Consider the following 26557-nt stretch of genomic DNA (forward strand, 5'->3'; position numbering starts at 1 on the left):
GACATTTTTACGAAGCAGGCGTAAGTGCGATACACTTTGCAGATCGAACCTAAAAACCCTAAAAATTATGCGTCTGGTTTTATCGTCCCTGTTTGCACTCGGTCTGTTCAGCGGCCTGGCTTCTGCTGCACCTGAACGTGCTGTGCTTCCTGATATTCGCGATAGCGGTTTTGTCTATTGCGTCAGCGGGCAAGTTGATACTTTTAACCCGCAAAAAGCAGGTAGCGGCCTGATTGTTGATACACTTGCCGCTCAGCTTTACGATCGTCTGCTTGATGTGGACCCGTACACCTACCGCCTGGTGCCCGAGCTTGCCGAAAGCTGGGAAGTGCTGGACAACGGGGCAACCTACCGCTTCCGCCTTCGCAATGACGTCGCGTTCCAGCACACGCCGTGGTTTACGCCAACGCGCAAATTAAATGCTGATGACGTGGTCTTTACGTTCCAGCGTATCTTTAACCGTCATCATCCGTGGCATAACGTCAACGGGGGAAATTTCCCCTACTTCGACAGTTTGCAATTTGCTGACACCGTTAAAAGCGTTCGCAAGCTGGATAACCGGACGGTTGAATTCACTCTGACGCGGCCGGACGCCTCTTTCCTGTGGCACCTGGCAACGCACTACGCGTCAGTGATGTCTGCGGAGTACGCGGCGCAGTTAACCAGACAGGATCGTCAGGAGCTTCTTGACCGCCAGCCTGTAGGGACTGGCCCATTCCAGATGGCTGAATACCGCGCCGGGCAATATATTCGTTTACAGCGTCATGAACACTTCTGGCGCGGTACACCGCTGATGCCACAGGTGATTGTCGATCTGGGTTCAGGGGGGACAGGTCGACTGTCGAAATTACTGACCGGTGAATGCGATGTGCTTGCCTGGCCTGCTGCCAGCCAGTTGACCATTCTGCGCGACGATCCTCGCCTGCGCCTGACGTTACGTCCCGGCATGAATATCGCCTACCTGGCATTTAACACCGATAAGCCACCGCTGAATAACCCGGCCGTGCGCCATGCGCTGGCGCTGGCCATTAATAACCAGCGTCTGATGCAGTCGATCTATTACGGCACTGCTGAAACCGCGGCATCAATTTTGCCGCGTGCATCCTGGGCCTATGATGGTGAGGCTAAAATTACGGAATACAATCCGGCGAAAGCGCGTGAACAGCTTAAAGCACTCGGGGCAGAAAACCTGACGTTGCAGTTGTGGGTGCCAACCAGTTCTCAGGCATGGAACCCAAGCCCGCTGAAAACCGCCGAGCTGCTGCAGGCTGATATGGCGCAGGTGGGCGTCAAGGTGATCATCGTACCGGTTGAGGGCCGTTTCCAGGAGGCGCGCCTGATGGACATGAATCATGATTTAACCCTTGCAGGATGGTCCACAGACAGTAATGACCCGGACAGCTTCTTCCGCCCGTTACTGAGCTGCGCAGCGATTAACTCTCAGACCAACTACGCCCACTGGTGTAACCGTGAGTTTGATGCAGTTTTGCAAAAAGCGCTTTCCTCACAGCAGCTCGCTTCACGTATCGACGCCTATGACGAAGCGCAAAATATTTTAGCCCGTGAACTCCCCGTACTGCCGCTCGCCTCTTCTCTGCGCCTTCAGGCATACCGTTACGATATTAAAGGGCTGGTGTTGAGTCCGTTTGGTAACGCCTCTTTTGCTGGCGTTTCGCGCGAAAAAGAACAAGAGGTGAAAAAACCATGATTATTTTTACCTTGCGCCGACTCCTGCTGTTGCTGGTCACGCTGTTCTTCCTGACTTTTGTCGGTTTTAGCCTGAGCTATTTTACGCCGCATGCACCGCTTCAGGGTTCCTCCCTGTGGGACGCCTGGCTGTTCTGGTTTAACGGCCTGCTGCACTGGGATTTTGGCGTCTCCAGCATCAACGGCCAGCTGATTTCAGAGCAACTGAAAGAGGTTTTCCCGGCCACGATGGAGCTCTGCATTCTGGCCTTCGGGTTTGCGCTCATGGTGGGCATTCCGGTAGGTATGCTGGCGGGAATTTACCGCAATAAATGGCAGGATAAATTTATCAGCGCACTTGCCCTGCTCGGCTTCTCGATCCCGGTCTTTTGGCTGGCGCTGCTGCTAACGCTCTTCTTCTCGCTGACGCTGGGCTGGCTGCCGGTATCTGGCCGTTTCGACCTGCTTTATACGGTGAAAACGGTCAGCGGGTTCGCCATTATCGACGCCTGGCTGTCTGATTCGGTCTGGCGTCATGAGATGATCATGAGCGCCCTGCGCCATATGATTCTGCCGGTGCTGACGCTGGCTGTTGCCCCCACCACCGAAGTCATCCGTTTGATGCGTATCAGCACCATTGAGGTGTTCGATCAAAACTATGTGAAAGCCGCCGCTACACGTGGGTTATCTCGCCTGACGATTCTGCGCCGTCATGTGCTGCACAATGCCCTGCCGCCGGTTATCCCGCGTCTGGGGTTACAGTTTTCAACCATGCTGACACTGGCGATGATCACGGAAATGGTCTTTAGCTGGCCGGGGCTCGGTCGCTGGCTAATCAACGCTATTCGCCAGCAGGACTACGCGGCGATCTCCGCCGGTGTCATGGTGATCGGTTCGCTGGTGATCATTGTGAACGTTCTGTCCGATATTTTGGGGGCCATGGCCAACCCGCTGAAGCATAAGGAATGGTATGCCTTACGATAACGTATACAGTGAAAAGCGCACGCCCGGTGCGCTACGTACCGTGTGGCGTAAATTCTATGGCGACACCACGGCAATGATCGGCCTTTACGGCTGCGCTGGCCTGGCCGTGCTGTGCATTTTTGGCTCGTGGTTTGCGCCGTATGGTATCGATCAACAGTTCCTCGGCTACCAATTGTTGCCCCCGTCATGGTCACGCTATGGCGAAGTTTCCTTCTTCCTCGGGACCGACGATCTGGGGCGTGACGTCTTAAGCCGCCTGCTGAGCGGCGCTGCGCCGACGGTGGGAGGAGCATTTGTGGTTACGCTGGCTGCAACCGTCTTTGGCCTGGCGCTGGGAATTTTTGCCGGTTCCACCCACGGGCTGCGCTCCGCCGTGCTGAATCATATTCTGGATACCCTGCTCTCCATCCCGTCCCTGCTGCTGGCAATTATCGTCGTGGCGTTCGCAGGGCCGCATCTTACGCATGCCATGTTTGCCGTCTGGCTGGCGATTCTGCCGCGCATGGTACGCTCGGTGTACAGCCTGGTGCATGACGAGCTGGAAAAAGAGTATGTTGTGGCCGCACGTCTTGATGGCGCAACCACGCTCAATATTTTGTGGTTTGCCGTGCTGCCAAACATCGCTTCCGGGCTGGTCACGGAGATCACCCGCGCGTTGTCGATGGCGATTCTTGATATCGCGGCGCTGGGTTTTCTCGATCTCGGCGCGCAGTTGCCTTCTCCTGAATGGGGCGCGATGCTCGGTGACGCGCTGGAGCTGATTTACGTTGCACCGTGGACGGTGATGCTACCCGGCGCGGCCATTATGGTGAGCGTTCTGCTAATTAACCTGCTGGGCGACGGGATTCGCCGCGCAATCAATGCGGGGGTGGAATAATGCCATTACTTGATATCCGCAACCTCACGATTGAATTCAAAACCAGCGAAGGCTGGGTGAAAGCCGTGGATCGCATCAGCATCACCCTTGCCGAAGGTGAAATCCGCGGGCTGGTGGGTGAATCCGGTTCCGGAAAAAGCCTGATCGCCAAAGCCATTTGTGGCGTGGCGAAAGACAACTGGCGCGTAACCGCTGACCGGATGCGCTTCGATGATATCGACCTGCTGCGCCTGTCTGCGCGCGAGCGGCGCAAGCTGGTGGGCCATAACGTCTCAATGATTTTCCAGGAGCCTCAATCCTGTCTCGACCCGTCCGAACGTGTGGGCAAACAGCTGATGCAGAATATCCCCGGCTGGACCTACAAAGGACGCTGGTGGCAACGTGTAGGCTGGCGTAAGCGACGCGCCATTGAGCTGCTGCACCGTGTCGGGATTAAAGATCATAAAGATGCGATGCGCAGTTTCCCCTATGAACTGACCGACGGCGAATGTCAAAAAGTCATGATTGCCATCGCGCTGGCGAATCAGCCGCGTATGCTGATTGCGGATGAACCAACGAATGCGATGGAACCGACCACCCAGGCGCAGATTTTCCGCCTGCTGACGCGTCTGAACCAGAACAACAACACCACCATTTTGCTGATCAGCCATGACCTGCAGATGCTCAGCCAATGGGCGGATAAAATTGATGTGATGTACTGCGGTCAGACGGTTGAAACCGCCGTCAGTGAAGACCTGGTGAATACGCCTCATCACCCGTATACCCAGGCGCTGATCCGGGCGATCCCTGATTTTGGCAGCGCGATGCCGCACAAAAGCCGCCTGAACACATTGCCTGGTGCCATCCCGCTGCTGGAATCGCTGCCGATTGGCTGCCGTCTGGGGCCACGTTGTCCTTATGCTCAGCGCAAATGCATTGAGACGCCGAGGCTGACAGGCGCTAAAAACCACCTTTATGCCTGTCATTTCCCGCTGAACATGGAGAGAGAGTGAAATGGTCGAAACCTTGCTGGAAGTTCGCAATCTGAGTAAGACCTTTCGCTACCGAACGGGGCTGTTTCATCGTCAGACCGTCGAGGCGGTCAAACCGCTGAGCTTTACCCTGCGCGAAAAGCAGACGCTGGCGATTATTGGCGAGAATGGTTCCGGTAAATCCACGCTGGCGAAAATGCTGGCGGGGATGATTGAGCCTTCTGACGGCGAAGTGCTGATTGACGATCATCCCCTCACCTTCGGGGATTACTCATTTCGCAGCCAGCGCATTCGCATGATCTTCCAGGACCCGTCGACCTCCCTCAACCCGCGCCAGCGCATCTCGCAGATCCTCGATTTTCCGCTGCGGCTGAATACCGATCTGGAGCCTGAAGCGCGCCGCAAGCGCATTGTTGAAACCTTACGTCTGGTGGGATTGCTCCCCGACCATGTGAGCTACTACCCGCACATGCTGGCACCGGGCCAGAAGCAGCGTCTGGGGCTGGCGCGCGCGTTAATTTTGCGGCCAAAGGTGATTATTGCCGACGAAGCGCTGGCGTCACTGGATATGTCGATGCGTTCGCAGTTAATTAATCTGATGCTGGAATTGCAGGAAAAACAGGGTATCTCTTATATCTATGTGACCCAGCATCTTGGAATGATGAAGCATATCAGCGACCAGGTGCTGGTGATGCATCAGGGTGAAGTGGTTGAGCGCGGCAGTACGGCAGATGTGCTCGCCTCACCGCTGCATGATCTGACAAAACGGCTTATCGCCGGGCATTTCGGCGAGGCATTAACCGCCGATGCATGGCGAAAAGACCGATAACCGCGCGTCAACAGAGTGGTCGGATTAACTAAGCACGCGACACGTGATATTATCGCCGCGTTTTAACGACGATTGTCCCGCTAAGATGACGATCGCCACAACAATGAATATAAGGATTAAAAGCTATGGGTTTTCTTTCCGGTAAGCGCATTCTGGTGACCGGCGTTGCCAGCAAACTGTCCATCGCATACGGCATCGCACAGGCTATGCATCGCGAAGGTGCTGAGCTGGCGTTCACCTACCAGAACGACAAGCTGAAAGGCCGTGTTGAAGAGTTTGCCGCGCAGCTGGGTTCCAGCATTGTTCTGGAATGCGACGTTGCACAGGACGAAAGCATCGATGGCATGTTTGCTGAGCTGGCAAAATCATGGCCGAAATTCGACGGTTTCGTTCACTCCATTGGCTTCGCTCCTGGCGACCAACTGGACGGTGATTACGTCAACGCGGTAACCCGTGAAGGCTTCAAAATCGCGCACGATATCAGCTCTTATAGCTTCGTGGCGATGGCTAAATCTTGCCGCACCATGCTGAACCCAGGCGCTGCGCTGCTGACGCTGTCCTACCTGGGCGCAGAGCGTGCCATCCCTAACTATAACGTGATGGGTCTGGCTAAAGCATCTCTGGAAGCAAACGTCCGCTATATGGCGAACGCGATGGGTCCGGAAGGCGTGCGTGTTAACGGTATCTCCGCTGGCCCAATCCGTACTCTGGCGGCTTCCGGCATCAAAGATTTCCGTAAAATGCTGGCACACTGTGAAGCGGTTACGCCGATTCGCCGTACCGTTACCATCGAAGATGTGGGTAACTCTGCCGCATTCCTCTGCTCTGACCTCTCCGCAGGGATCTCCGGCGAAGTGGTTCACGTTGACGGCGGTTTCAACATCGCGGCAATGAACGAGCTGGAAATTAAATAAGCTGTGACTCTCTTCCCGCTCGGGAAGAGAGTTTCCCTTTTCCTGTTGTCCCCTTCGTTATTCCGTTCTGCTATTTGTTATCACCTAACAATATTTTTCCCCATACCCGCCTTACGCCAGGATATTGATCGCCATTTTGAGATCAAGGAACGCCCATGGAACAACGCCGCTTTTCCGGCAAAGGCCACTGGTATCATGAAACCCAGTCCAATCACTCGCAGACGGATGTCCTGCCTTTGGTGCCCGAAGCCGCTAACGTCGACGATCGTTTTTTGCTCGATTTAGCCCTGCCTGAAGAGATTATCGCCGCATGCTCCGGCTGGCTCGCACCTGCCAGGACGCTGTGCCATCTTCTGTTTCCGTTGGATACACCGGTAAACAGGCTGCACACACTCAGCGCCTACGACAGGCTAAGCACCGCGCTGACGGTCGCTCAGGCATGCGGTGTCCAGCGGCTCTGTAACCACTACGCCGCCCTGCTCGCGCCCCTGCCTGGCCCTGACTCATCCCGAGAAAGTAACCGTCGCCTCGCACAAATTACCCAGTACGCCCGCCAGCTTGCCAGCTCACCCGATGTCATCGACGATAAAGCACAACACCAGCTTGATGAAGTGGGCCTGACGACCTATGACATTGTGCTTATCAACCAGATCATCGGGTTTATCGGTTTTCAGGCACGCGTTGTGGCGGTCTTCCAGGCGTTACTGGGGCACCCGGTGCGCTGGTTGCCTGGACACCCTATTCAGCCCCATACGCTGCCGGGCATTATCAACACATGGACACCTGTTCTGCCCGTCGTCGAACTTCGCTATGCGAGCGCCCATCAGCTTGAGGCCCTTTCACGATGGCAGGCTGTACCTGCGCTTCAGGCGCTGACGCCCGTTCTCTGCCACGAACCAAAACTTCTCGATCAGGCAGGCGAGATCCTGCTCAGCCTCGATGACGGAGACGATGTCGCCCTTCCTACGCTATTTGCAGCAATGGATCTCCTCAGACGTTCTCCGGACCGATTCAGCGCCGCACAATTTACCCCACTGGCAGAGGCAGGTCTTCCGTCAGCCAGAGCCATCAAGCTGCTGACTCGCAGCGCATTTTACGGCTGGCTGGACCGCCTGCGGTTAGCGCTTGGCAAACAGGAATAACCGTACTATTTACCCAAAGAGCGCTTGCTGTAGCAGTGAGAATCGCGTAAAACTGTCAGCCGCTCAATGGCTACGAAAATAGAACATTATGTTTCAGGACAACCCGCTGCTAGCGCAGCTTAAACAGCAACTGCATTCCCAGACGCCGCGTGCAGAAGGGGTCGTAAAAGCCACGGAAAAGGGCTTTGGCTTCCTTGAAGTTGATGCGCAGAAAAGCTACTTCATTCCGCCTCCGCAGATGAAGAAAGTGATGCATGGCGACCGCATCATGGCCGTGATCCATACCGAAAAGGAGCGCGAATCCGCCGAGCCGGAAGAACTGATTGAACCGTTCCTGACGCGCTTCGTTGGCAAAGTACACAAAAAAGACGATCGTCTTTCTGTCGTGCCGGATCATCCCCTGTTGAAAGATGCCATTCCGTGCCGCGCTGCGCGTGGCGTTGAGCATGATTTTAAAGAAGGTGACTGGGCCGTTGCTGAAATGCGCCGTCATCCTCTGAAAGGCGATCGCGGTTTTTACGCGGAACTGACCCAGTTCATCACCTTCGGTGACGATCATTTCGTCCCGTGGTGGGTTACGCTGGCACGCCACAATCTTGAGAAAGAAGCACCAAACGGTGTAGCAACTGAAATGCAGGATGAAGGCCTGACGCGTCGCGATCTCACGGCTCTGGATTTTGTCACCATCGACAGCGCCAGCACCGAAGACATGGACGATGCGCTGTTTGCCGAAGAGACAGCCGATGGCAAATTGCATCTGACCGTCGCGATTGCCGACCCTACCGCGTGGATTGCCGAAGGCAGCAAGCTGGACGATATGGCCAAAGTGCGTTCGTTCACCAACTACCTGCCAGGCTTCAATATTCCAATGCTGCCGCGCGAACTCTCTGACGATCTCTGCTCGCTGCGAGCAAACGAAGTGCGTCCGGTACTTGCCTGCCGCATGACCATCGCGGCAGACGGTACGATTGAAGATGATATTGAATTTTTCGCCGCCACCATCGTTTCTAAAGCCAAACTCGCCTACGACGACGTCTCCGACTGGCTGGAGAATACCGGAAGCTGGAAACCGGAAAGCGATGCCATTGCCGCGCAAATCCGCCTGTTGCATCGCGTCTGCCTGAACCGCAGCGAATGGCGTAAAACCCATGCACTGGTGTTCAAGGATCGACCGGATTATCGCTTTGTTCTGGGCGAGAAAGGTGAAGTGCTGGATATCGTGGCCGAGCCGCGTCGCATTGCAAACCGCATCGTTGAAGAGGCCATGATTTCCGCCAACATTTGTGCTGCACGCGTGCTGCGCGACAAATTAGGCTTTGGCATCTATAACGTCCACACCGGTTTTGATCCGGCAAATACCGAAGCGCTGGCTGCCCTGCTGAAAACGCATGATGTCCACGTGGACCCGGAAGAAGTGCTGACGCTGCAAGGTTTCTGCAAACTGCGCCGCGAGCTGGATGCGCAGCCGTCAGGTTTCCTGGACAGCCGTATTCGTCGGTTCCAGTCCTTTGCGGAAATCAGCACAGAGCCAGGCCCTCACTTTGGTCTGGGGCTTGAAGCCTACGCAACCTGGACCTCCCCGATTCGTAAATACGGCGATATGGTGAACCATCGTCTGCTGAAAGCGATCATCAAAGGTGAATCCGTTGCGCGTCCTCAGGACGACACCACGCTGCAGATGGCAGAACGTCGCCGTCTGAACCGCATGGCAGAGCGCGATGTCGGCGACTGGCTGTATGCACGTTTCCTGAATGATAAGGCTGGCACGGATACCCGTTTCCCTGCAGAAATCATCGACATCAGCCGGGGCGGTATGCGCGTGCGTCTGGTCGACAACGGTGCTGTCGCCTTTATCCCTGCCCCGTTCCTGCATGCAGTACGCGACGAACTGGTCTGTAGCCAGGAAACGGGGACGGTACAAATTAAAGGTGAGACGGTTTACAAAGTCACTGACGTGATCGATGTGAACATCGCTGAAGTCCGTATGGAAACCCGCAGCATTATCGCGCGCCCGGTCGCCTGATAACCTGTTAAAATGTTGGCCGTTTCCTTTTGGGGATGGCCAACAATTTTACCTTTCAACGCAAACCACACATTCATCATTTTTTCTTACTATTTTCAATCTCCCTTCGCCAAAACCCGCCAGAATTATCTACAGTAAAAGAGAGCCGTCATATTCGGTTACCTGAATTTTTATACACTGAGTATGATTTTTACCGCGACTCGTTTTAAGATAATAACACTGTGAAAAACAATAAGTTCACTTCGGTTTTGCCGCTGTTTCACTACGGAAAAGTCGACTGCAAATGAATAAATTTTGCGCTAATGAGCAGCCGCAGGAGAAAGCATGATGGACGATCTGGAGCAGAATTTGCTGTTTCGTTACGTGGGCACTCACAGTCCCTGGTGGCGGCTGACAGCTGACAGCAATGCTCTGCATCTGGCCGCCAGCGAAAGTGCCGATGTTATTCAGGTGGTTGCACTGAGCGATGAGCAGGCCGATCTTATTCGGCAGTTAACCGTTATCACCTCCAGTATCACCATGACGCTGTCTCTGTACGGTACGGATGTACCTGTCCATCTTGTTGGCCGCAAAATTAATAAAAAAGAGTGGGCCGGAACCGCATCCGCATGGAACGATACGCCCTCCGTTGCGCGCGATTTGGTCCAGGGGCTCTCTTTCGCGGAACAGGTTGTTTCCGAAGCCAACTCGGTGATCGTGATCCTCGATCAGCACGGTAATATTCAGCGCTTCAACCGCTTAAGCGAAGAATATACCGGTCTGAAAGAGCAGGAAGTTATCGGCCAGAACGTGTTTAAACTGTTTATGAGCCGCAGTGAAGCCGCGGCTTCAAAGCGCAACATTACCGGTTTTTTCCGCAACGGCAGCTCGTATGAAGTTGAACGCTGGATCAAGACGCGCAAAGGGCAAAGATTGTTTCTGTTCAGAAACAAATTTGTTCACAGTGGCAGCGGTAAAAATGAAATTTTTCTTATCTGTTCGGGTACGGACATTACGGAAGAGCGCCGTGCTCAGGAGCGCCTTCGTGTGCTTGCCAATACCGATACCATTACCGGGCTCCCCAATCGTAACGCCATCCATGAACTGATTTCCGACGCAATCGCCAGCCGTGGAGAAACCCAGGTTGGCGTGGTGTATCTCGATCTGGATAACTTCAAAAAGGTAAATGATGCCTACGGGCATATGTTTGGGGATCAGCTCCTGCAGGCTGTCGCGCTGGCGATCCTGAGCTGTCTTGATGGAGGGCAAACGCTGGCACGCCTCGGGGGTGACGAATTTATCGTATTGGCCACAGACACCTCGCAAGGTTCGCTGGAAGCCATGGCATCACGTATTCTGACCCGTTTGCGCCAGCCGTTTCGTATCGGTCTCATCGAGATTTATACCGGGTGCTCTCTGGGGATCGCCCTTGCCCCCCAGCACGGTAACGATCGGGAGAGCGTTATTCGTAACGCCGATACCGCAATGTATACGGCAAAAGAGGGAGGCCGTGGCAAGTTCTGCGTCTTCTCCCCCGAAATGAACCAGCGCGTATTTGAGTATCTTTGGCTGGATACCAACCTGCGTAAAGCGCTGGATAACGATCAGTTGCTGATTCACTATCAGCCTAAAATGACCTGGCGCGGAGAGGTCAGAAGTCTGGAAGCACTGGTGCGCTGGCAGTCGCCAGAGCGTGGCCTGATCCCGCCGCTGGAGTTTATCTCCTATGCCGAAGAGTCGGGACTGATTGTACCGCTTGGGCGTTGGGTCATGCTTGATGTGGTTCGTCAGGTTGCGAAATGGCGCGACAAAGGCATTAACCTGCGTGTGGCAGTCAACGTCTCCGCTCGCCAGCTTGCGGACCAGACCATTTTCAGCGATTTAAAGCAGGCGCTGAAAGATCTGCATTTTGAATACTGCCCTATCGACGTAGAGTTAACCGAAAGTTGCCTGATCGAAAACGAAGAACTGGCGCTCTCGGTGATCCAGCAGTTTAGTCAGTTGGGCGCGCAAATCCATCTGGATGACTTTGGGACCGGCTACTCTTCTCTGTCGCAGCTGGCGCGCTTTCCGATTGATGCCATTAAACTCGATCAGTCGTTTGTGCGGGACATCCATAAACAGTCAATATCGCAATCTTTAGTGCGAGCCATCGTGGCCGTGGCGCAGGCCCTGAATTTACAGGTTATTGCTGAAGGTGTGGAGAGTGCAAAAGAAGACGCCTTTCTGACGAAGAATGGCGTCAACGAACGGCAGGGTTTCCTTTTTGCTAAGCCTATGCCCGCTGCCGCATTCGAGCGATGGCTAAAGCGTTATCAGGCACGGAATATGCGTTAGCTGGCTTTGCGTAAACCTGCAGCGTGGTGGCGGTTTTGCAGCATTACCAGCCGCTCCATATAGGCGATATCTTTCGGTTCAAGGCAAAATGCGGCATCAACCCAGTCCTCCGTGATGTCCATCAGTTCACTGCGTGGCAGTTGTAAAACGCGTGTGCGGGCACGCAGCATAGCCCGTACACCGTTAAGTTTCGGTTGCAGCGTGTCGATAAACGTCCGTACAGAGACATAGCTTTGTCCTGGTTCAAACAATCCATCGACCAGCCCGTGCTGCTCATACCATTCCGCCGTATGCGATTCCCCTTTGTAGATCAGCTCCTCCGCCAGTTTCATACCTGAGCGGCGTGCGACCAGCGAATAGCCGCCCATGCCGGGGAATAAGTTAAAGGCAATTTCGGGGAACCCTAACCGGGCATCGCGTTGAGCCAGAACAAAATGGTGCGCCAGCGCGGCTTCAAAGCCGCCCCCTAACGCGCTCCCCTCGACCATAGCCAGTGTGATAGCTCCGGTATCAAACCCTCTTGATGCGGCATGGACGCAATCGACACAGGCACGGGCGTAAGCCCGCAGTGCTTCCCGACGGCCATGCCGAATGCACTCCACGAAGAACTGTAAATCCCCTCCGGCATTGTACATATCCGGAACCAGCGATCCGGTTACCCAAAAATCGACAACAAAACCGGACTGCCGTACCAGCCAGGAAAGATTCATGATCTCTTCAATCAAGGCATGGTTGAAGCAAGGTCGTGGCTGAGCCCGCAACATCATCCACACCGTACGACGTTCCTCCTCATAATAAGCGGCCAGTTGAGTGAATCGTTCAGCATCAGTAAACAGTGTACAGGTAGCCTGGTTGATAACTGTCATAGTCTAATTCCTCATATAATAAAGCGCCTTGCGCGCAGTTTTAGACTAATCCACTCATTCAGCCCGCTACATGCAGAGGGGAAAATTTATCACTTTCATTTATGTACTTTCGTTATTGCATTTTTTCCCTTCTCTTTTGAACCTATTTTCTGCATCATTGAAAATATTCACTTTTCGCTCCTGAGGAGAGATTATGTCTAACATAGATGCACAAACCGTGGCGCAACGTATTGATACTGTGCTGGATATCCTTGTCGCGGGCGATTATCACTCTGCTATCCGTAATCTTGAGATTCTGAAATCTGAATTACTGGCACAGAACGGCACGGATACCGCGCCAGAAGCTGCTCAACCAAAAGCCCCGTGGGAAGTGTGACCACGTCTTTTCCGATCTCGTCTTGTTTTTAAATGGATGCTATGAATTCCCGACAACAAATCATTTTGCAGATGGTCATCGATCAGGGCCGCGTGAGCGTGGTCGATCTCGCTAAAGCCACCGGTGTCTCCGAAGTCACAATCCGCCAGGATCTTAACCTGCTGGAAAAACAGAGCTACCTTCGCCGCGCACACGGGTATGCCGTCCCGCTGGACAGTGAAGACGTCGAAACCCGCATGATGAACAACTATGCGCTTAAACGGGAACTGGCGGAATTTGCCGCATCCTTAGTGAATAACGGTGAAACGGTATTTATCGAAAATGGCAGCAGCAACGCCCTTCTCGCGCGCACGCTCGCCGAACAAAAAGATATAACGATTATCACCGTCAGCAGTTATATCGCCCATCTGCTTAAAGAAACACGCTGTGAAGTCATTCTGTTAGGCGGGATTTATCAGAAAAAGAGCGAAAGTATGGTCGGTCCGCTTACCCGGCAGTATGTGCAACAGGTGCATTTCAGCAAGGCTTTCATTGGTATTGATGGCTGGCAGCCAGACACTGGCTTCACTGGCCGGGATATGATGCGTACTGACGTCGTTAACGCCGTACTGGAAAAAGAGTGTGAAGCCATTGTACTTACCGACAGCTCGAAATTTGGTGCGGTTCACCCTTACACGATGGGCCCCTTGTCCCGTTTTAGCCGCGTGATCACCGATGAGCGCCTGAGTAATGAACATCGTCAGCAGCTCGAACGTGACGGCCTGACGGTAAATATCGTCAAAAAGTCAGCATAACTATTTTCCGCGCCCAAATCTCGGGCGCATATTTTTCTGAGAAAATTCCGACCCTTTCTTTAAGATTTTTTACCTGTTTAACCCTGGCTGAAGTCGTAAAATTAATATTAGCGATATAACAGGAAGTGACTATCACCTGCGTGATTACGTAACACCTGCGCAACCAGCTTTCACGGAGAAAAAGAATTTAAGTATTCAATTGGGCTATACTTAAAGTGCATTTCTTTCCGTGAATCGATAATTCAGGAGAAAGTATTATGACCTTAACCAGCAAAAAATTAGCCGCCGCTGTTCTGGCAATCACTGTAGCAATGTCCCTGAGCGCATGCTCTAACTGGTCTAAACGCGATCGTAACACCGCAATTGGTGCCGGTGCTGGTGCTCTGGGTGGTGCGGTGTTAACGGATGGTAGTACGCTGGGTACGTTAGGTGGTGCTGCCGTCGGCGGTATTATCGGTCACCAGGTGGGTAAATAATCACCATACCGACAACAATCAGTATAAAAGATATATTGAATATATTTCCGATCTGACTTACGCACGAGAAAAAGAGCCACGGCATTGTCCGTGGCTCATTTATTTTAACCGCCTGCCAGTTTGACTTTCATACCTTTGGCTTCGAGCAGTGATTTAATTAAATCACGCTTATCACCCTGGATTTCAATTACGCCGTCTTTAACGGCACCACCGCATCCACATTTCTTTTTTAATTCCGCAGCGAGTTTTGTCAGTTCGGCATCGTCCAGATCAATCCCGGTGATCAGGCAAACGCCCTTCCCCTTGCGACCGCTGGTCTGGCGCTGAATGCGCACGATACCGTCGCCTTTTGGACGCTCTGCTTTTTCTTTTGGTTCATCAATACGCCCGGTTCCGGTGGAATAGACCAGGCGGCTGTTAGAATCGCTCATCATGCCCCCTTTCTCAGTGATGCGTTAATCGCTTTCAGGGTCTGCGCAGGATGGGCGGACTGCGTCACAGGGCGACCAATCACCATATAATCCACGCCTGCGGCCTGTGCCTGTTCTGGTGTCATAATGCGGCGCTGATCGCCTGCCTCACTGCCTGCTGGACGGATACCCGGTGTGACCAGTTTAAACTCGCGCCCCAGTTCAGATTTGAAACGCAGCGCTTCCTGAGCCGAGCAGACAACACCATCAAGGCCGCAGTTTTGCGTCAGCCGCGCGAGACGCTCAGCATGCTCTGCAGGTGACAACGTCACACCCAGATCGCGCAGATCGGAATCGTCCATGCTGGTCAGTACAGTTACAGCAATCAGTAACGGCGCGTCCTTACCAAACGGCACCAGCGCTTCACGCGCTGCGGTCATCATCCGCGCCCCGCCTGATGCATGCACGTTTACCATCCATACGCCTAACTCAGCCGCCGCCGCAACGGCATGGGCGGTGGTATTCGGAATATCGTGGAATTTCAGATCGAGGAAAACGTCAAAACCGCGCTGCTGTAGGTCGCGGACGATCTGCGGACCGAACAACGTGAACATCTCTTTGCCGACTTTCAGGCGACAGTCACGAGGATCGATACCGTCAACAAACGCCAGCGCGGCATCGCGATTGTTATAATCGAGAGCAACGACAACAGGAGAATCGGTAATTATGCGGGAAGCGGAGGAAGCTACAGACGTCATGACCAGCCCTTTTCGTCTATGGGCGCGCAGCGGCGCGGAACAGATAAACGGCCAGCATTCTACCTGCCAGCGGCACAAATTGACAGAATCGATTTCCTTTCCTGCCAGGCGATAAATCGCACGGTGCCTGATAATGGTAAAAGAACCATTAGTATGTTGTAACTAAAGCAGAGTTTTTTAAAAAATTATTGTCCGTCAAGTCCGCGAATCGGCTTGATGGTGGACCAGGCCCGGCACGATGGACAGTGCCAGTAGAGCGTATAGGCGGTAAAACCACACTTCTGGCAGCGATAGCGCGGCTTACTGCGCACCTGCTCGCCAACCATATCACGCAGCACCATCAGGCTCTCTTTGGCGCGTCCCTCTTCTGCGTCATTCAGGTGGTAATCCATGAGCTTATGGAACACGCGCATCGTTGGATGTCTCTGCAACTGACGCGTGATATAGACTTGTGCGGTGTCACTGCCTTCGTGCTGTTCAACGATGTCTGACAGCATCAGTTCAGCCGTCGCACCGGTATTCTCTTCTACGCACCGGCGAAGGAAAGCGACCCACTCATCCTGTTTACCCAGTTGCTGATAGCAGGTCTGCAACATTTCCAGCGTTTCACTGACCAGCTCTTTATCCTGGTCGATAACCCGCAGCAGGCTTTCCACCGCTTTGGCGAACTCACCGTTCGCCATAAAAACACGCCCCATCATAATGGAGATGCGAGCGCTGTTGCGGTCAGCAGCGGCCCCTTTTTTCAGTAACGCCATGGCTTTATCCATGTCGTCATTGCCCATTTGCTGAAGGGCAAGTTCGCAGTAGAAATGGGCTATCTCATCGCGCTGTTTATCTTTACCCAGCTTCACCAGACGCTCAGCGGTATCAATGGCTTTCTGCCAGTCACTGGTCGCCTGATAAATTTGCAGCAATTGTTGTAGCGCACTGATGCGGAAATCGGTCTCGTCCACCAGTTGAGCGAACATATCTTCCGCCCGATCGTACAGCCCCGCCGCCATGTAATCACGTCCCAGCTGTTGAACCGCCAGCAAACGCTGATCGTAGGTCAGCGAAGCGCTTTCCATTAAGGTCTGGTGAATGCGAATGGCGCGGTCAACCTCACCGCGTGAACGGAACAGGTTTCCCAGGGTGAGATGCGCTTCAACGGTGCCCGTGTCCTCTTTAAGCATATCGAGGAACAGATCAACCGCTTTATCCTGTTGATTACTCAGCAGGAAGTTAACCCCTGCAACATAGTCGCGGGAGAGACGGTTTGCTTCATCCTGTTTTGTTTGTTGCGCACTTCTGCGGCCCATATACCAGCCATAGGCTGCGGCTACAGGCAAAAGCAGAAACAACAACTCCAGCATATTCGATTATTCCCTGGATACCGGCACAGCACTGCTTTCCGGAATGTCAGTTGCAGGCGCAATTTGATGTTCAAGTCGTTTAATTTTTCGCTCAGCGCGCGCAAGGGAAACACGAACCTTAAGCCAGAACAGGCCACACACCAGCCAGCCGATGATGAAACCCGCTGCGAACAAGACCGCAAGCAGGCTCGAAACCCGGTACTCGCCCTGCGCCAGCAGATAGTTAAACGTTACCTGCTGATCGTTTTGCGCGCCCAATGTGACTGAAATGACAAAAATCGCCAACACCAGTAAGAAAATGAGTAAATATTTCACATTACTTCCCGTTATGTGGTTCAAGCGAATAAAGTGTGTTCAACTCACCGCAATTAGCCTTATAAACTACCATTTTAGTGACGGGCGCGAAACGGAAAAAGTAGCGCGCCAGTCATGGATTTATGGGCAAAATGCGGAATATCAACCTTCAGACGCCGCTTTGCTCCCTTTCGGCGATTTCTGCCTTCTCTTCCGGCGGCGGCGTTAGCGGCCCGCAAATACGTTCGGCAAGCCAGGTTGCCAGCGTGACCAGCACCCACGATATGAGCGTGGCAACCACCAAATCACGCGGCCAGTGCATGCCAAGCAGCAAGCGGCTCCCCATTACGCCTGTCGCCCAGACCAGCAAAATCGCGATAGTCACCGTCCGACGGCGCGGCCATAAAAGCCCTACACCAAGCAACGCCCAACTGGCGGCAAACATCGTATGCCCGGAAGGAAAGGCAAAACCCGTCTCTTTTTGCCAGTGTTTACGTAAAAAGTTCGGAATTTCCTGTTGTTCCGCCAGTTGCTCTTTTACCAGCGCACCGCGATCTTTACGTTTTAAATTGTAGAACTCATCCACCGGAACATGATGCGTTTTTTCCATCCATACCACAAAAGGACGCGGTTCCTGCACATGATCTTTAACCCAGGACTTCACGCCCTGGCCGATAAGGATTGCGCCGCCGAGGATAGCAAAAAGCATTAGCGCAGCACGCAGACGAAAACGCAGACACCACAGGAACCAGGCACAAAGCAGCACATGCGTAATGATCCCCCACGGTTGCGTGACCGTCTCCGTTATCCAGTACAAGGCTTTCAGCCACGCGCTATTCTGGCCGGGCTGCCACATCCAGCCTGAAATCCATACGGATAAAGGCATAATAAGCAAAATGGCCGCACCTGCTGCCGTTCGTCTGGCGATTGAAAGCATGTCTTCTCCTTTTTCGCTAAGCGTCACAATCATAACTGAATTTCATCAACAGGGTGGATATGTCGGATCGTGCGTTTAACGTTCGTATAGCATGGTGGTGATTAGGCGAACGCGCGGAGCTTGTGGCAAAATAAACGGATACAGAAAGCCAAACAGGCGAAAGACACGAAACGTGTCAGCATACTCTGGAGAATCACATGCAGCTTAAACGTGTGGCAGAAGCCAAACTGCCAACCCCATGGGGCGATTTCCTGATGGTGGGTTTTGAAGAACTGGCAACCGGACAGGATCACGTCGCCCTGGTGTTTGGCGACATTTCAGGACAGACGCCGGTACTGTCTCGCGTACATTCGGAGTGTCTGACCGGCGATGCCCTGTTCAGCCTGCGCTGTGATTGTGGTTTCCAGCTAGAGGCCGCCCTTTCCCATATCGCTGAGGAAGGCCGTGGCGTGCTGCTTTATCACCGCCAGGAAGGTCGTAATATTGGTTTGCTGAATAAAATCCGCGCCTATGCGCTGCAGGATCAGGGATACGACACGGTCGAAGCTAACCATCAGCTTGGCTTTGCCGCCGACGAGCGCGACTTCACCCTGTGCGCGGATATGTTTAAGTTGCTGGGCGTAGATGAAGTTCGCCTGCTGACGAATAACCCACGCAAAGTGGAGATCCTGACCGAAGCGGGTATCAATATCGTCGAACGCGTGCCGCTGATCGTTGGACGTAACCCGAAAAATGCCCACTACCTCGACACCAAAGCCGCAAAAATGGGCCACCTGTTGGGCGAGTGATCGCAAATAGCCCGGCACAGGTGCCGGGCTTGTTTCATCAATCCAGCATTTTACGAATCACGTAGTGCAAAATGCCGTCGTTCTGGTAATAGGTTAGCTCTGTTGCCGTATCGATACGGCACCGACATTCCAGCATCTCTGTTGTCCCGTCCGCCCGTGTCAATTTTACCGGCACCGTTTTGCCCGGCTGCAGATTTTGCAATCCGCTAATGTCAATCTGCTCTTCACCCGTCAGCCCCAGCGTTTTGCGGGTGACGCCTTGCGGAAACTCCAGCGGCAAAATACCCATACCAATCAGGTTAGAGCGGTGAATACGTTCAAACGACTCGGCAATGACCACACGGACGCCCAGCAACCGTGGTCCCTTCGCCGCCCAGTCACGGCTTGAACCTGAGCCATACTCTTTCCCGGCGATAACGGCCAGCGGCGTACCTTCTTTCTGATAGCTCATCGCCGCGTCGTAAATAGACACCACTTCCGAGCCCGGCAGGTGTCGTGTCATCCCCCCTTCCACACCCGGCACCATTTCGTTGCGAATACGGATGTTGGCAAAGGTCCCGCGCATCATCACTTCGTGGTTACCACGACGCGAACCGTAGGAGTTAAAATCACGACGCTCCACCCCACGGCTTTGCAGATAGCGCCCGGCCGGACTGTCGGCTTTGATACTGCCTGCCGGGGAGATATGGTCCGTTGTGACTGAATCCCCTAACATTGCAAGGATGCGCGCGTTGTGAATATCCTTAAGCGGTTCAGGCTCTGCCAGCATGTCATCGAAGAAAGGCGACAGGCGGATATAGGTTGAATCATCCTGCCAGTCATAGGTGTCAGAACCGACGACATTGATCGCTTTCCATTCGGGCGTGCCTTCAAACACCTCGGCATACTCTTTGCGGAACATCTCCGTCGACACCTTCTCGACCGCACGCGCAATTTCCCGCGAGGACGGCCAGATATCTTTCAGATACACAGGATCATTTTTGCGATCGTGACCAATCGGGTCGGTGACCAGGTTGATATTCATATTCCCGGCCAGTGCATAGGCTACGACCAGCGGCGGTGACGCCAGCCAGTTCGTTTTAACCAGCGGATGAATACGCCCTTCGAAGTTACGGTTACCGGAGAGGACCGCGCCGACGGTCAGATCGCCCTGCTTAATCGCCATTTCTATTGGCTCAGGCAACGGCCCGGAGTTACCGATGCAGGTCGTACAGCCATATCCCACCAGGTTAAAGCCCAGCTCGTCCAGGTACGGCGTGAGCTTCGCCTGCGCCAGATAATCGGAAACCACTTTCGAGCCAGGGGCGAGAGAGGCTTTCACCCACGGCTGCGGTTTAAGGCCAAGCTGTACCGCCTTTTTCGCCAGTAACCCTGCGGCCATTAGCACGCTTGGGTTTGAGGTGTTGGTACAGGAGGTAATGGCTGCGATAACCACCGCCCCGTCAGGAAGCTGATACTGATGCCCGTTCATGACATAGTCGACCGGACGGTGATCTTTTTGCGCGGTGTTCACTTCCAGTTCATTACTGGCGGCAAATGCTTTAGGCACGTTATTCAGCGCAACGCGATCCTGAGGACGTTTTGGCCCCGCGAGGCTTGCCTCCACGGTGCCCATATCCAGCTCCAGCGTGCTGGTAAATACAGGCTCATCGCCAGGGTTGCGCCACATTCCCTGCGCTTTGGTGTAGGCCTCAACCAGAGCCACCTGCTCTTCACTGCGGCCACTCAGACGCATATATTCCAGCGTGACGCTATCGATCGGGAAAAAGCCGCAGGTTGCGCCATATTCCGGCGACATATTGGCGATGGTGGCGCGATCCGCCAGCGGTAATGAATCCAGCCCGTCACCGTAAAATTCGACAAACTTGCCGACCACACCATGCTTACGCAACATCTGGGTCACGGTCAGGACCAGGTCGGTTGCGGTAATGCCTTCCGGGAGCTTGCCCGTCAGCTTAAAGCCCACCACATCCGGGATGAGCATAGAAACGGGCTGGCCGAGCATGGCTGCTTCCGCTTCAATGCCGCCAACGCCCCAGCCAAGCACGCCCAGGCCGTTAATCATCGTGGTGTGTGAATCGGTGCCCACCAGCGTATCCGGATAGGCCACCCACGCTTTATCCTGCAATTCACTCCAGACGGCTTTGCCCAGATATTCCAGGTTGACCTGGTGACAGATCCCCGTTCCTGGAGGAACGACGCTAAACCGGCTGAACGCCTGCTGCCCCCATTTCAGGAAAACATAACGCTCATGGTTACGCTCCATCTCCAGGCGAACGTTCTCACCAAACGCGTCGTCATCGCCGAAATGGTCAACGGTCACTGAGTGGTCGATAACAAGATCAACCGGTGAGAGCGGGTTTACTTTTGCCGTATCCCCTCCCAGGCGCTTAACGGCTTCACGCATGGCGGCTAAATCGACGACGGCAGGTACACCGGTGAAATCCTGCATTAATACCCTGGCCGGACGATAGGCTATTTCTCTGTCTGCATGGGCATTCTTCAGCCAACCCGCCAGTGCCTGAATATCTTCGGCAGTCACGGAATCGTCGTCCTGCCAGCGTAAAAGGTTTTCCAGTAAAACTTTCAGCGACTTGGGTAACCGCGAAATGTCCCCAAGCGTCCTGGCTGCCAGCGGTAAGCTGTAATAGTGCCAGGTTTTATTTTCTGCCTGTAACGTGTCCTTACTGGCTTCGCGTAGGGTTAACGACATAAGCTCCTCCTTAATTACAGAGATACCCTGACAATCATCAGGGCCGTAATTAAAGATAACACAAAGATGTCGTAACGTTTTGATAACAACCCAAATTGATAAATTTCGGAATGGTCCAGAGAACCCTGGAAAACAAAAAACCCCGCCGTGGCGAGGTTTTACGATTTAGAGGAGAGCCAGCCAGATAAGCTGACACCAGAAGAGAATCGACACGGAAAAAACGCCGATCCATGACCAGTATTTGAGAGTTGTCATGTTATTCATCATAGGGACACCAGGCTTTATTTATTAAACCGTCTGAGGTCAGCCCTCAGTGCTATATTGCTGATGTGTATTTATTAAAGAGTACAAAAGCGCACACCATCGTTAGGCTAATTACATCATTACGCAATAAACGCAATTACTGCTTTTTGGGTTCGTCTTCCGCGAACATATCAATAAAAGCCTGCTGCTGCGGTGTCAGTTTCCAGGAAGCCGGCACGCTGGTTGCAGGGGCCTTACGCGCATTGTGACGATTGTCACGATGCTGACACATCTGTTTTACCGTTTCTGTACGTACCGTCATTGCCATATTTAACCCCAAAATTTCCAGGCAAGGAGAGCAACCACCACCCAAAACAGGGCAGAGACAAGAAAGACCGCCAGCCAGGCTTTACGCTTAAGCGCGGGGTCCCTTTGCGGTTCTTCACTTCCTGACGGCATTGCTAACCTCATACAATCGATATCGCTTATCATTTAGAGACCAAACAATTGGTACAAGTAATCATCGGTTGAGATAAATCCTAAAGAAACTTTAGCCGAAAAGCCAGTGAATTTACGAATCTGTGCCTGGGAAATATTCATTCTTTTGACCAGAAATAAATAATTGAAAAGAATTATTTGCGAAGCCGTAAATTACTTTCTACTTTTGTCGCAAATTTGCGACAGTAAGACCTTATAAATTAAATGGGTTCTGCCATTATATGGCGAAGATATGCAGATGATGATAATTCTAATTTAGGTTTGAGAGGTTATTTCGGTATCTTTCCGCATGGGAAAGATACCGGGAGTGATTATTTGGCAGGAAGTTTAATGTCTTTAAACATCTCTTCGATGTCTTCGTTAGATCGTAATGCAACAGCCGTATCGACAACATCACGCGTTAAATGCGGTGCAAAGCGCTGAATAAAATCATACATATAGCTGCGCAGGAAGGTGCTACGGCGGAAGCCAATTTTGGTGGTGCTGTGGCTAAAAATATCATGCGCATCAAGACGTACCAGATCCGGATCAGAGACCGGATCAACCGCCATGCTGGCAATCACCCCAACCCCCAGCCCCAGACGCACGTAGGTTTTGATAACGTCCGCATCCGTTGCGGTGAACACAATACGCGGCGTTAATCCCGCACGATTAAACGCGGTATCGAGTTCTGAACGGCCCGTAAAACCGAAGGTATAGGTCACCAGCGGGTACTGCGCCAGCTCTTCAATCGTCACCGATCCCTTCCCGGCCAACGGATGATCCGGTGTGACCACAATAGAACGGTTCCAGTGGTAGCACGGCAGCATCACCAGATCGTCATAAAGATGCAGCGCTTCCGTTGCAATGGCAAAGTCAGCATTGCCTTTAGAAACGGCTTCGGCAATTTGCGTCGGTGAGCCCTGATGCATATGCAGCGACACGCGAGGATACCGCTCGATAAAGCCTTTAATGACCCCCGGTAAGGCATAGCGCGCCTGCGTATGCGTGGTAGCAATATACAGCGAACCTTTATCCGGCCAGGTATGCTCACCCGCAACGGATTTAATCGCGTCCACTTTGGAGAGCACCTCTCGTGCAATACGAATGATTTCCTGCCCTGCCGGCGTCACCTGAGTCAGGTGCTTACCACTGCGAGCGAAAATCTGAATCCCCAGCTCATCCTCCAGCATACGAACCTGCTTACTGATGCCGGGCTGCGAGGTATAAAGTCCTTCTGCTGTAGAAGAGACGTTGAGGTTGTGATTGACCACCTCAACAATATAGCGAAGCTGCTGTAGTTTCATGCCAGACCATCCGATTTAGCGCACGCGTTCAATCGCTTAAGACGATTTGATAATAAGAAATGGGTTAACTATAACCACTATATCATTTATAGCCTGGCTGTATAGTACGGAACAAAAAATAATAACAACGTAATAAAAAAGGGCCGGAAGCCCGGCCCTTTTAGAGGTAAGTTACGGTAAGTGAAGATTATTTCTTGCCTTCAACCCATTTACCGTCAACAAAGAAGGCTGACCAGCCTGTCGCTTTACCCTCTTTCTCTGCCGCAACATACTGCTGCTTCGTTTTACGGCTGAAACGCACAACGGTCTTATTCCCCTCCGGGTCCTGCTGTGGCGCATCGGCCAGGTAACGCAGTTTCTCCGGCAGACGATCGCGGAAGCGATGCAGCTCTTCCACCAGCGGGGCGCGCGTCTCACGCGATTTCGGGAAGGTGTTGGCAGCCAGGAACACGCCAGCAGCACCGTCACGCAGCACGAAGTAGGCGTCTGACTTCTCACACGGCAGCTCTGGCAGCGGAACAGGATCTTCCTTCGGCGGAGCCACTTCACCGTTGCGCAGGATCTTACGCGTGTTTTTACACTCGTCGTTGGTACACGCCATGTACTTACCGAAGCGGCCCATTTTCAGGTGCATTTCGGAACCACACTTCTCGCACTCAACGATCGGGCCGTCGTAGCCTTTAATGCGGAACTCGCCCTCTTCAATCTCGTAACCATCGCAGGTTGGGTTATTACCGCAGACGTGCAATTTACGTTTTGGATCGATCAGATAGCTGTCCATCGCCGTGCCGCATTTCTTACAGCGACGTTTGGCGCGCAGGGCGTTGGTTTCCGCGTCGTCACCTTCCAGTACGTTGAGAACTTCGTTCTCCGGCACCAGATTGATGGTGGTTTTGCAGCGTTCTTTCGGCGGCAATGCATAGCCAGAGCAGCCCAGGAATACGCCCGTTGTGGCGGTACGAATGCCCATCTTACGGCCGCAGGTTGGGCAGTCGATGCTGGTCAATACCATCTGGTTCGGCAGCATACCGCCCTCTTCAGGATCTTTCTCGGCTTTATCCAGTTGATTGGTAAAGTCGCTAAAGAAGCTGTCGAGTACCTTTTTCCATTCCGCCTGGTGGCTGGCAACCTGGTCAAGACTGTCTTCCATCTGCGCGGTGAAATCATAGTTCATCAACTCGCGGAAGTTGGCTTCCAGACGGTCGGTAACAATTTCACCCATTTTTTCAGCGTAGAAGCGACGGTTTTCGACACGCACGTAGCCACGATCCTGGATGGTCGAGATGATCGACGCATAGGTCGACGGACGACCGATACCGCGTTTTTCCAGCTCTTTCACCAGCGAGGCTTCGCTGAAACGGGCTGGCGGCTTGGTGAAGTGCTGAGCCGGGACCAGTTCAACCAGAGACAATTCGTCCCCTTTGTTGACAGCAGGCAGCGTTCTGTCTTCATCGCCTTTACGCAAGGCAGGCATTACCTTTGTCCAGCCGTCGAAGCGCAAAATGCGTCCACGCGCCTTCAGACGGAAATCCCCCGCGCCAACGGTCAGCGTGGTGGAATCATATTTCGCGGGCGTCATCTGACATGCTACAAACTGACGCCAGATCAGCTGATACAGCTTCTGTGCATCCGCTTCCATATCTTTCAGCGATTCCGCTAACACGGAGACGTCAGAAGGACGGATCGCTTCGTGCGCTTCCTGAGAGTTCTCTTTACTGGCGTACTGGTTCGCGCTTTCCGGCAGGTATTTCTTACCGAAATTGTCACTGATGTAGCCACGGACCATGTTAACTGCATCCTGGCTCAGGTTGGTGGAGTCAGTACGCATGTAGGTGATGTAGCCCGCTTCATACAAGCGCTGCGCCATCATCATGGTTTTTTTCACGCCATAACCCAGACGCGTGCTCGCCGCCTGCTGCAACGTTGAGGTAATAAACGGTGCGCCGGGCTTGCTGCTGGTCGGTTTGTCTTCGCGTTCCAGCACCTGATAACGCGCTTTCTCCAGCAACGCGACCGCCGCCATCGTCTGGTCACGGTTTTCTGGGCGGAACGGTTTATCGTTCTGATGGCTTACCTGCAGCGGCAGCGCATCTCCCCCTGGCGTGGTCACATTCGCGTCAATTTCCCAGAATTCTTCCGGTACGAACGCTTTGATTTCACGCTCGCGCTCGACGACGAGGCGCACAGCAACGGACTGCACACGACCGGCAGACAGACCGCGGGCGACCTTTTTCCACAGCAGTGGCGAAACCATGTAACCCACAACGCGGTCCATAAAGCGACGCGCCTGCTGTGCGTTTACACGGTCGATATTCAGTTCGCCCGGCTTTTCAAACGCCTGACGAATCGCATTCTTTGTAATTTCGTTAAACACTACACGGCTGTAGCGTTTGTCGTCACCCCCGATCACTTCCCGCAGGTGCCATGCAATGGCTTCCCCTTCGCGGTCAAGGTCGGTTGCGAGATAGATGTGGTCTGCTTTTTCAGCAAGCTGTTTCAGCTCGTTAACGACTTTTTCTTTCCCTGGCAGCACTTCATATTGTGCATCCCAGTTATGCCATGGGTTAACCCCCATGCGGTTGACAAGCGCGCTACGTTCATCCTTTTTAGGCTTTTTAGCCCCTTTGGTGGAGGTAGAGTCTGCGCTCTTTTTGCTGGCTGAGCCACTGGTCGGCAAATCGCGGATATGACCCACGCTGGACTTAACCACGTAGTCATTACCCAGATACTTATTGATCGTTTTGGCTTTTGCCGGGGACTCAACGATGACGAGAGCTTTACCCATATTCACCTTTACCTAATTTAATTCTTCCAGGAATACGCCGCACGTTGATTTCCCTTCCGCTGACGACGAGCCATTGATATTGCGACTGCGTCAGGGGATATCAACCCCTATGTCTTACCGAACGTCAGATTGGCGACATCCAGGTCATTGAGTTATCGGGTATTTTTCTCACATCAAAGTTAATTCGTGACGAATTCCCGGTCGAATGTCAAGCAATTCTGTTGCCAGAATGACGA

At 53.2% G+C, this 26557-nt stretch carries 25 protein-coding genes; 13 read left to right on the forward strand and 12 right to left on the reverse strand.

Annotated elements, in window-relative coordinates; translation table 11 throughout:
- Positions 1-67: 67 nt before the first annotated feature.
- From sapA to pdeR, 9 genes are all read left to right on the forward strand, one after another.
- On the forward strand, positions 68-1708 hold the full coding sequence (sapA, locus tag EoCCA6_RS02120) for an ABC transporter substrate-binding protein SapA (RefSeq protein WP_152081269.1): 1641 nt from the start codon (positions 68-70) through the stop codon (positions 1706-1708).
- Positions 1705-2670, forward strand: a complete 966-nt coding sequence (sapB, locus tag EoCCA6_RS02125; protein ID WP_152081270.1) for a putrescine export ABC transporter permease SapB — start codon at positions 1705-1707, stop codon at positions 2668-2670. Before sapA ends, sapB begins: the two co-directional genes overlap by 4 nt.
- Entirely contained in the window at positions 2657-3547 is an 891-nt protein-coding gene (gene sapC / locus EoCCA6_RS02130) for a putrescine export ABC transporter permease SapC (RefSeq protein WP_152081271.1), read from the forward strand. The genes sapB and sapC overlap by 14 nt, the downstream gene beginning before the upstream one ends.
- The gene (gene sapD, locus EoCCA6_RS02135; protein WP_152081272.1) at positions 3547-4539 is read left to right on the forward strand and encodes a peptide ABC transporter ATP-binding protein SapD; all 993 of its coding nucleotides are present in this window, start codon (positions 3547-3549) and stop codon (positions 4537-4539) included. Before sapC ends, sapD begins: the two co-directional genes overlap by 1 nt.
- A gap of 1 nt (position 4540) precedes the next feature.
- A complete protein-coding gene (sapF, locus tag EoCCA6_RS02140) occupies positions 4541-5347 on the forward strand; it encodes a peptide ABC transporter ATP-binding protein SapF (protein ID WP_152081273.1) in 807 nt (268 codons plus the stop codon).
- Between the two features lie 125 nt (positions 5348-5472).
- Positions 5473-6261: an enoyl-ACP reductase FabI gene (gene fabI / locus EoCCA6_RS02145; protein WP_152081274.1), complete on the forward strand. Its 789-nt coding sequence runs from the start codon at positions 5473-5475 to the stop codon at positions 6259-6261.
- Between the two features lie 155 nt (positions 6262-6416).
- A complete protein-coding gene (locus tag EoCCA6_RS02150; protein ID WP_152081275.1) occupies positions 6417-7403 on the forward strand; it encodes a CMD domain-containing protein in 987 nt (328 codons plus the stop codon).
- Between the two features lie 88 nt (positions 7404-7491).
- Positions 7492-9426: an exoribonuclease II gene (locus EoCCA6_RS02155; protein ID WP_152081276.1), complete on the forward strand. Its 1935-nt coding sequence runs from the start codon at positions 7492-7494 to the stop codon at positions 9424-9426.
- A gap of 324 nt (positions 9427-9750) precedes the next feature.
- Positions 9751-11742: a cyclic di-GMP phosphodiesterase gene (pdeR, locus tag EoCCA6_RS02160; protein WP_152081277.1), complete on the forward strand. Its 1992-nt coding sequence runs from the start codon at positions 9751-9753 to the stop codon at positions 11740-11742.
- Here the strand turns inward: pdeR and EoCCA6_RS02165 are convergent.
- Positions 11739-12608 carry a crotonase/enoyl-CoA hydratase family protein gene (locus EoCCA6_RS02165; RefSeq protein WP_152081278.1) on the reverse strand — a complete coding sequence of 290 codons (870 nt, stop codon included), beginning with the start codon at positions 12606-12608 and terminating at the stop codon, positions 11739-11741. The two genes, pdeR and EoCCA6_RS02165, sit on opposite strands and share 4 nt — an antisense overlap.
- Positions 12609-12801: 193 nt before the next feature.
- On the opposite strand from EoCCA6_RS02165, the gene EoCCA6_RS02170 reads away from it, so the two are divergent.
- The 3 genes from EoCCA6_RS02170 to osmB all read left to right on the forward strand — a co-directional run bounded on the left by EoCCA6_RS02170 (position 12802) and on the right by osmB (position 14254).
- Complete coding sequence (locus EoCCA6_RS02170; RefSeq protein ID WP_152081279.1) at positions 12802-12984, forward strand: YciZ family protein; 183 nt, start codon at positions 12802-12804, stop codon at positions 12982-12984.
- A gap of 41 nt (positions 12985-13025) precedes the next feature.
- Entirely contained in the window at positions 13026-13778 is a 753-nt protein-coding gene (yciT, locus tag EoCCA6_RS02175) for a DNA-binding transcriptional regulator YciT (RefSeq protein ID WP_152081280.1), read from the forward strand.
- Between the two features lie 257 nt (positions 13779-14035).
- The gene (osmB, locus tag EoCCA6_RS02180) at positions 14036-14254 is read left to right on the forward strand and encodes an osmotically-inducible lipoprotein OsmB (protein WP_008501216.1); all 219 of its coding nucleotides are present in this window, start codon (positions 14036-14038) and stop codon (positions 14252-14254) included.
- Positions 14255-14358: 104 nt separating this feature from the next.
- On the opposite strand, the gene yciH is transcribed toward osmB, so the two are convergent.
- The 5 genes from yciH to pgpB form a co-directional block, all read right to left on the reverse strand.
- Entirely contained in the window at positions 14359-14685 is a 327-nt protein-coding gene (gene yciH, locus EoCCA6_RS02185; protein WP_152084381.1) for a stress response translation initiation inhibitor YciH, read from the reverse strand.
- Positions 14685-15422 carry an orotidine-5'-phosphate decarboxylase gene (gene pyrF / locus EoCCA6_RS02190; RefSeq protein WP_152081281.1) on the reverse strand — a complete coding sequence of 246 codons (738 nt, stop codon included), beginning with the start codon at positions 15420-15422 and terminating at the stop codon, positions 14685-14687. Before pyrF ends, yciH begins: the two co-directional genes overlap by 1 nt.
- Before the next feature lie 185 nt (positions 15423-15607).
- A complete protein-coding gene (gene lapB / locus EoCCA6_RS02195) occupies positions 15608-16777 on the reverse strand; it encodes a lipopolysaccharide assembly protein LapB (protein ID WP_152081282.1) in 1170 nt (389 codons plus the stop codon).
- A 6-nt stretch (positions 16778-16783) separates the two neighbouring features.
- Complete coding sequence (locus EoCCA6_RS02200; RefSeq protein WP_152081283.1) at positions 16784-17092, reverse strand: LapA family protein; 309 nt, start codon at positions 17090-17092, stop codon at positions 16784-16786.
- A 148-nt stretch (positions 17093-17240) separates the two neighbouring features.
- On the reverse strand, positions 17241-18008 hold the full coding sequence (gene pgpB, locus EoCCA6_RS02205) for a phosphatidylglycerophosphatase B (RefSeq protein ID WP_152081284.1): 768 nt from the start codon (positions 18006-18008) through the stop codon (positions 17241-17243).
- Between the two features lie 197 nt (positions 18009-18205).
- On the opposite strand from pgpB, the gene ribA reads away from it, so the two are divergent.
- Positions 18206-18796: a GTP cyclohydrolase II gene (gene ribA / locus EoCCA6_RS02210; RefSeq protein WP_152081285.1), complete on the forward strand. Its 591-nt coding sequence runs from the start codon at positions 18206-18208 to the stop codon at positions 18794-18796.
- A 37-nt stretch (positions 18797-18833) separates the two neighbouring features.
- Here ribA and acnA read toward each other — a convergent pair whose 3' ends face one another.
- The 6 genes from acnA to topA all read right to left on the reverse strand — a co-directional run bounded on the left by acnA (position 18834) and on the right by topA (position 26321).
- On the reverse strand, positions 18834-21509 hold the full coding sequence (gene acnA, locus EoCCA6_RS02215) for an aconitate hydratase AcnA (RefSeq protein WP_152081286.1): 2676 nt from the start codon (positions 21507-21509) through the stop codon (positions 18834-18836).
- A 165-nt stretch (positions 21510-21674) separates the two neighbouring features.
- Positions 21675-21773 (reverse strand): small membrane protein YmiC, encoded by a 99-nt coding sequence (ymiC, locus tag EoCCA6_RS21625; RefSeq protein ID WP_225903385.1) that lies wholly within the window; start codon positions 21771-21773, stop codon positions 21675-21677.
- Positions 21774-21909: 136 nt separating this feature from the next.
- On the reverse strand, positions 21910-22080 hold the full coding sequence (locus EoCCA6_RS21515) for a hypothetical protein (protein ID WP_167515524.1): 171 nt from the start codon (positions 22078-22080) through the stop codon (positions 21910-21912).
- A gap of 2 nt (positions 22081-22082) precedes the next feature.
- Entirely contained in the window at positions 22083-22223 is a 141-nt protein-coding gene (locus EoCCA6_RS02220) for a YmiA family putative membrane protein (RefSeq protein ID WP_215722170.1), read from the reverse strand.
- A 338-nt stretch (positions 22224-22561) separates the two neighbouring features.
- Positions 22562-23536, reverse strand: a complete 975-nt coding sequence (cysB, locus tag EoCCA6_RS02225; RefSeq protein WP_006175683.1) for an HTH-type transcriptional regulator CysB — start codon at positions 23534-23536, stop codon at positions 22562-22564.
- A gap of 187 nt (positions 23537-23723) precedes the next feature.
- On the reverse strand, positions 23724-26321 hold the full coding sequence (gene topA / locus EoCCA6_RS02230) for a type I DNA topoisomerase (RefSeq protein WP_152081288.1): 2598 nt from the start codon (positions 26319-26321) through the stop codon (positions 23724-23726).
- Positions 26322-26557 lie beyond the last annotated feature (236 nt).

It is taken from the genome of Enterobacter oligotrophicus, from assembly GCF_009176645.1.
GTDB classification, from domain to species: Bacteria; Pseudomonadota; Gammaproteobacteria; order Enterobacterales; family Enterobacteriaceae; genus Enterobacter; species Enterobacter oligotrophicus.

Bases quoted from the DNA above. Each gene is read 5' to 3' on its own strand.
- acnA (WP_152081286.1), bottom strand. From the start codon at position 21,509: ATGTCGTTAACCCTACGCGAAGCCAGTAAGGACACGTTACAGGCAGAA.
- EoCCA6_RS02150 (WP_152081275.1), top strand. From the start codon at position 6,417: ATGGAACAACGCCGCTTTTCCGGCAAAGGCCACTGGTATCATGAAACC.
- sapB (WP_152081270.1), top strand. From the start codon at position 1,705: ATGATTATTTTTACCTTGCGCCGACTCCTGCTGTTGCTGGTCACGCTG.
- pgpB (WP_152081284.1), bottom strand. From the start codon at position 18,008: ATGCTTTCAATCGCCAGACGAACGGCAGCAGGTGCGGCCATTTTGCTT.
- ribA (WP_152081285.1), top strand. From the start codon at position 18,206: ATGCAGCTTAAACGTGTGGCAGAAGCCAAACTGCCAACCCCATGGGGC.
- ymiC (WP_225903385.1), bottom strand. From the start codon at position 21,773: ATGAATAACATGACAACTCTCAAATACTGGTCATGGATCGGCGTTTTT.
- yciH (WP_152084381.1), bottom strand. From the start codon at position 14,685: ATGAGCGATTCTAACAGCCGCCTGGTCTATTCCACCGGAACCGGGCGT.
- sapF (WP_152081273.1), top strand. From the start codon at position 4,541: ATGGTCGAAACCTTGCTGGAAGTTCGCAATCTGAGTAAGACCTTTCGC.
- pdeR (WP_152081277.1), top strand. From the start codon at position 9,751: ATGATGGACGATCTGGAGCAGAATTTGCTGTTTCGTTACGTGGGCACT.
- pyrF (WP_152081281.1), bottom strand. From the start codon at position 15,422: ATGACGTCTGTAGCTTCCTCCGCTTCCCGCATAATTACCGATTCTCCT.
- fabI (WP_152081274.1), top strand. From the start codon at position 5,473: ATGGGTTTTCTTTCCGGTAAGCGCATTCTGGTGACCGGCGTTGCCAGC.
- cysB (WP_006175683.1), bottom strand. From the start codon at position 23,536: ATGAAACTACAGCAGCTTCGCTATATTGTTGAGGTGGTCAATCACAAC.
- sapC (WP_152081271.1), top strand. From the start codon at position 2,657: ATGCCTTACGATAACGTATACAGTGAAAAGCGCACGCCCGGTGCGCTA.
- lapB (WP_152081282.1), bottom strand. From the start codon at position 16,777: ATGCTGGAGTTGTTGTTTCTGCTTTTGCCTGTAGCCGCAGCCTATGGC.
- EoCCA6_RS02165 (WP_152081278.1), bottom strand. From the start codon at position 12,608: ATGACAGTTATCAACCAGGCTACCTGTACACTGTTTACTGATGCTGAA.
- topA (WP_152081288.1), bottom strand. From the start codon at position 26,321: ATGGGTAAAGCTCTCGTCATCGTTGAGTCCCCGGCAAAAGCCAAAACG.
- sapA (WP_152081269.1), top strand. From the start codon at position 68: ATGCGTCTGGTTTTATCGTCCCTGTTTGCACTCGGTCTGTTCAGCGGC.
- EoCCA6_RS02155 (WP_152081276.1), top strand. From the start codon at position 7,492: ATGTTTCAGGACAACCCGCTGCTAGCGCAGCTTAAACAGCAACTGCAT.
- sapD (WP_152081272.1), top strand. From the start codon at position 3,547: ATGCCATTACTTGATATCCGCAACCTCACGATTGAATTCAAAACCAGC.
- osmB (WP_008501216.1), top strand. From the start codon at position 14,036: ATGACCTTAACCAGCAAAAAATTAGCCGCCGCTGTTCTGGCAATCACT.
- EoCCA6_RS02220 (WP_215722170.1), bottom strand. From the start codon at position 22,223: ATGAGGTTAGCAATGCCGTCAGGAAGTGAAGAACCGCAAAGGGACCCC.
- EoCCA6_RS02170 (WP_152081279.1), top strand. From the start codon at position 12,802: ATGTCTAACATAGATGCACAAACCGTGGCGCAACGTATTGATACTGTG.
- yciT (WP_152081280.1), top strand. From the start codon at position 13,026: ATGAATTCCCGACAACAAATCATTTTGCAGATGGTCATCGATCAGGGC.
- EoCCA6_RS21515 (WP_167515524.1), bottom strand. From the start codon at position 22,080: ATGGCAATGACGGTACGTACAGAAACGGTAAAACAGATGTGTCAGCAT.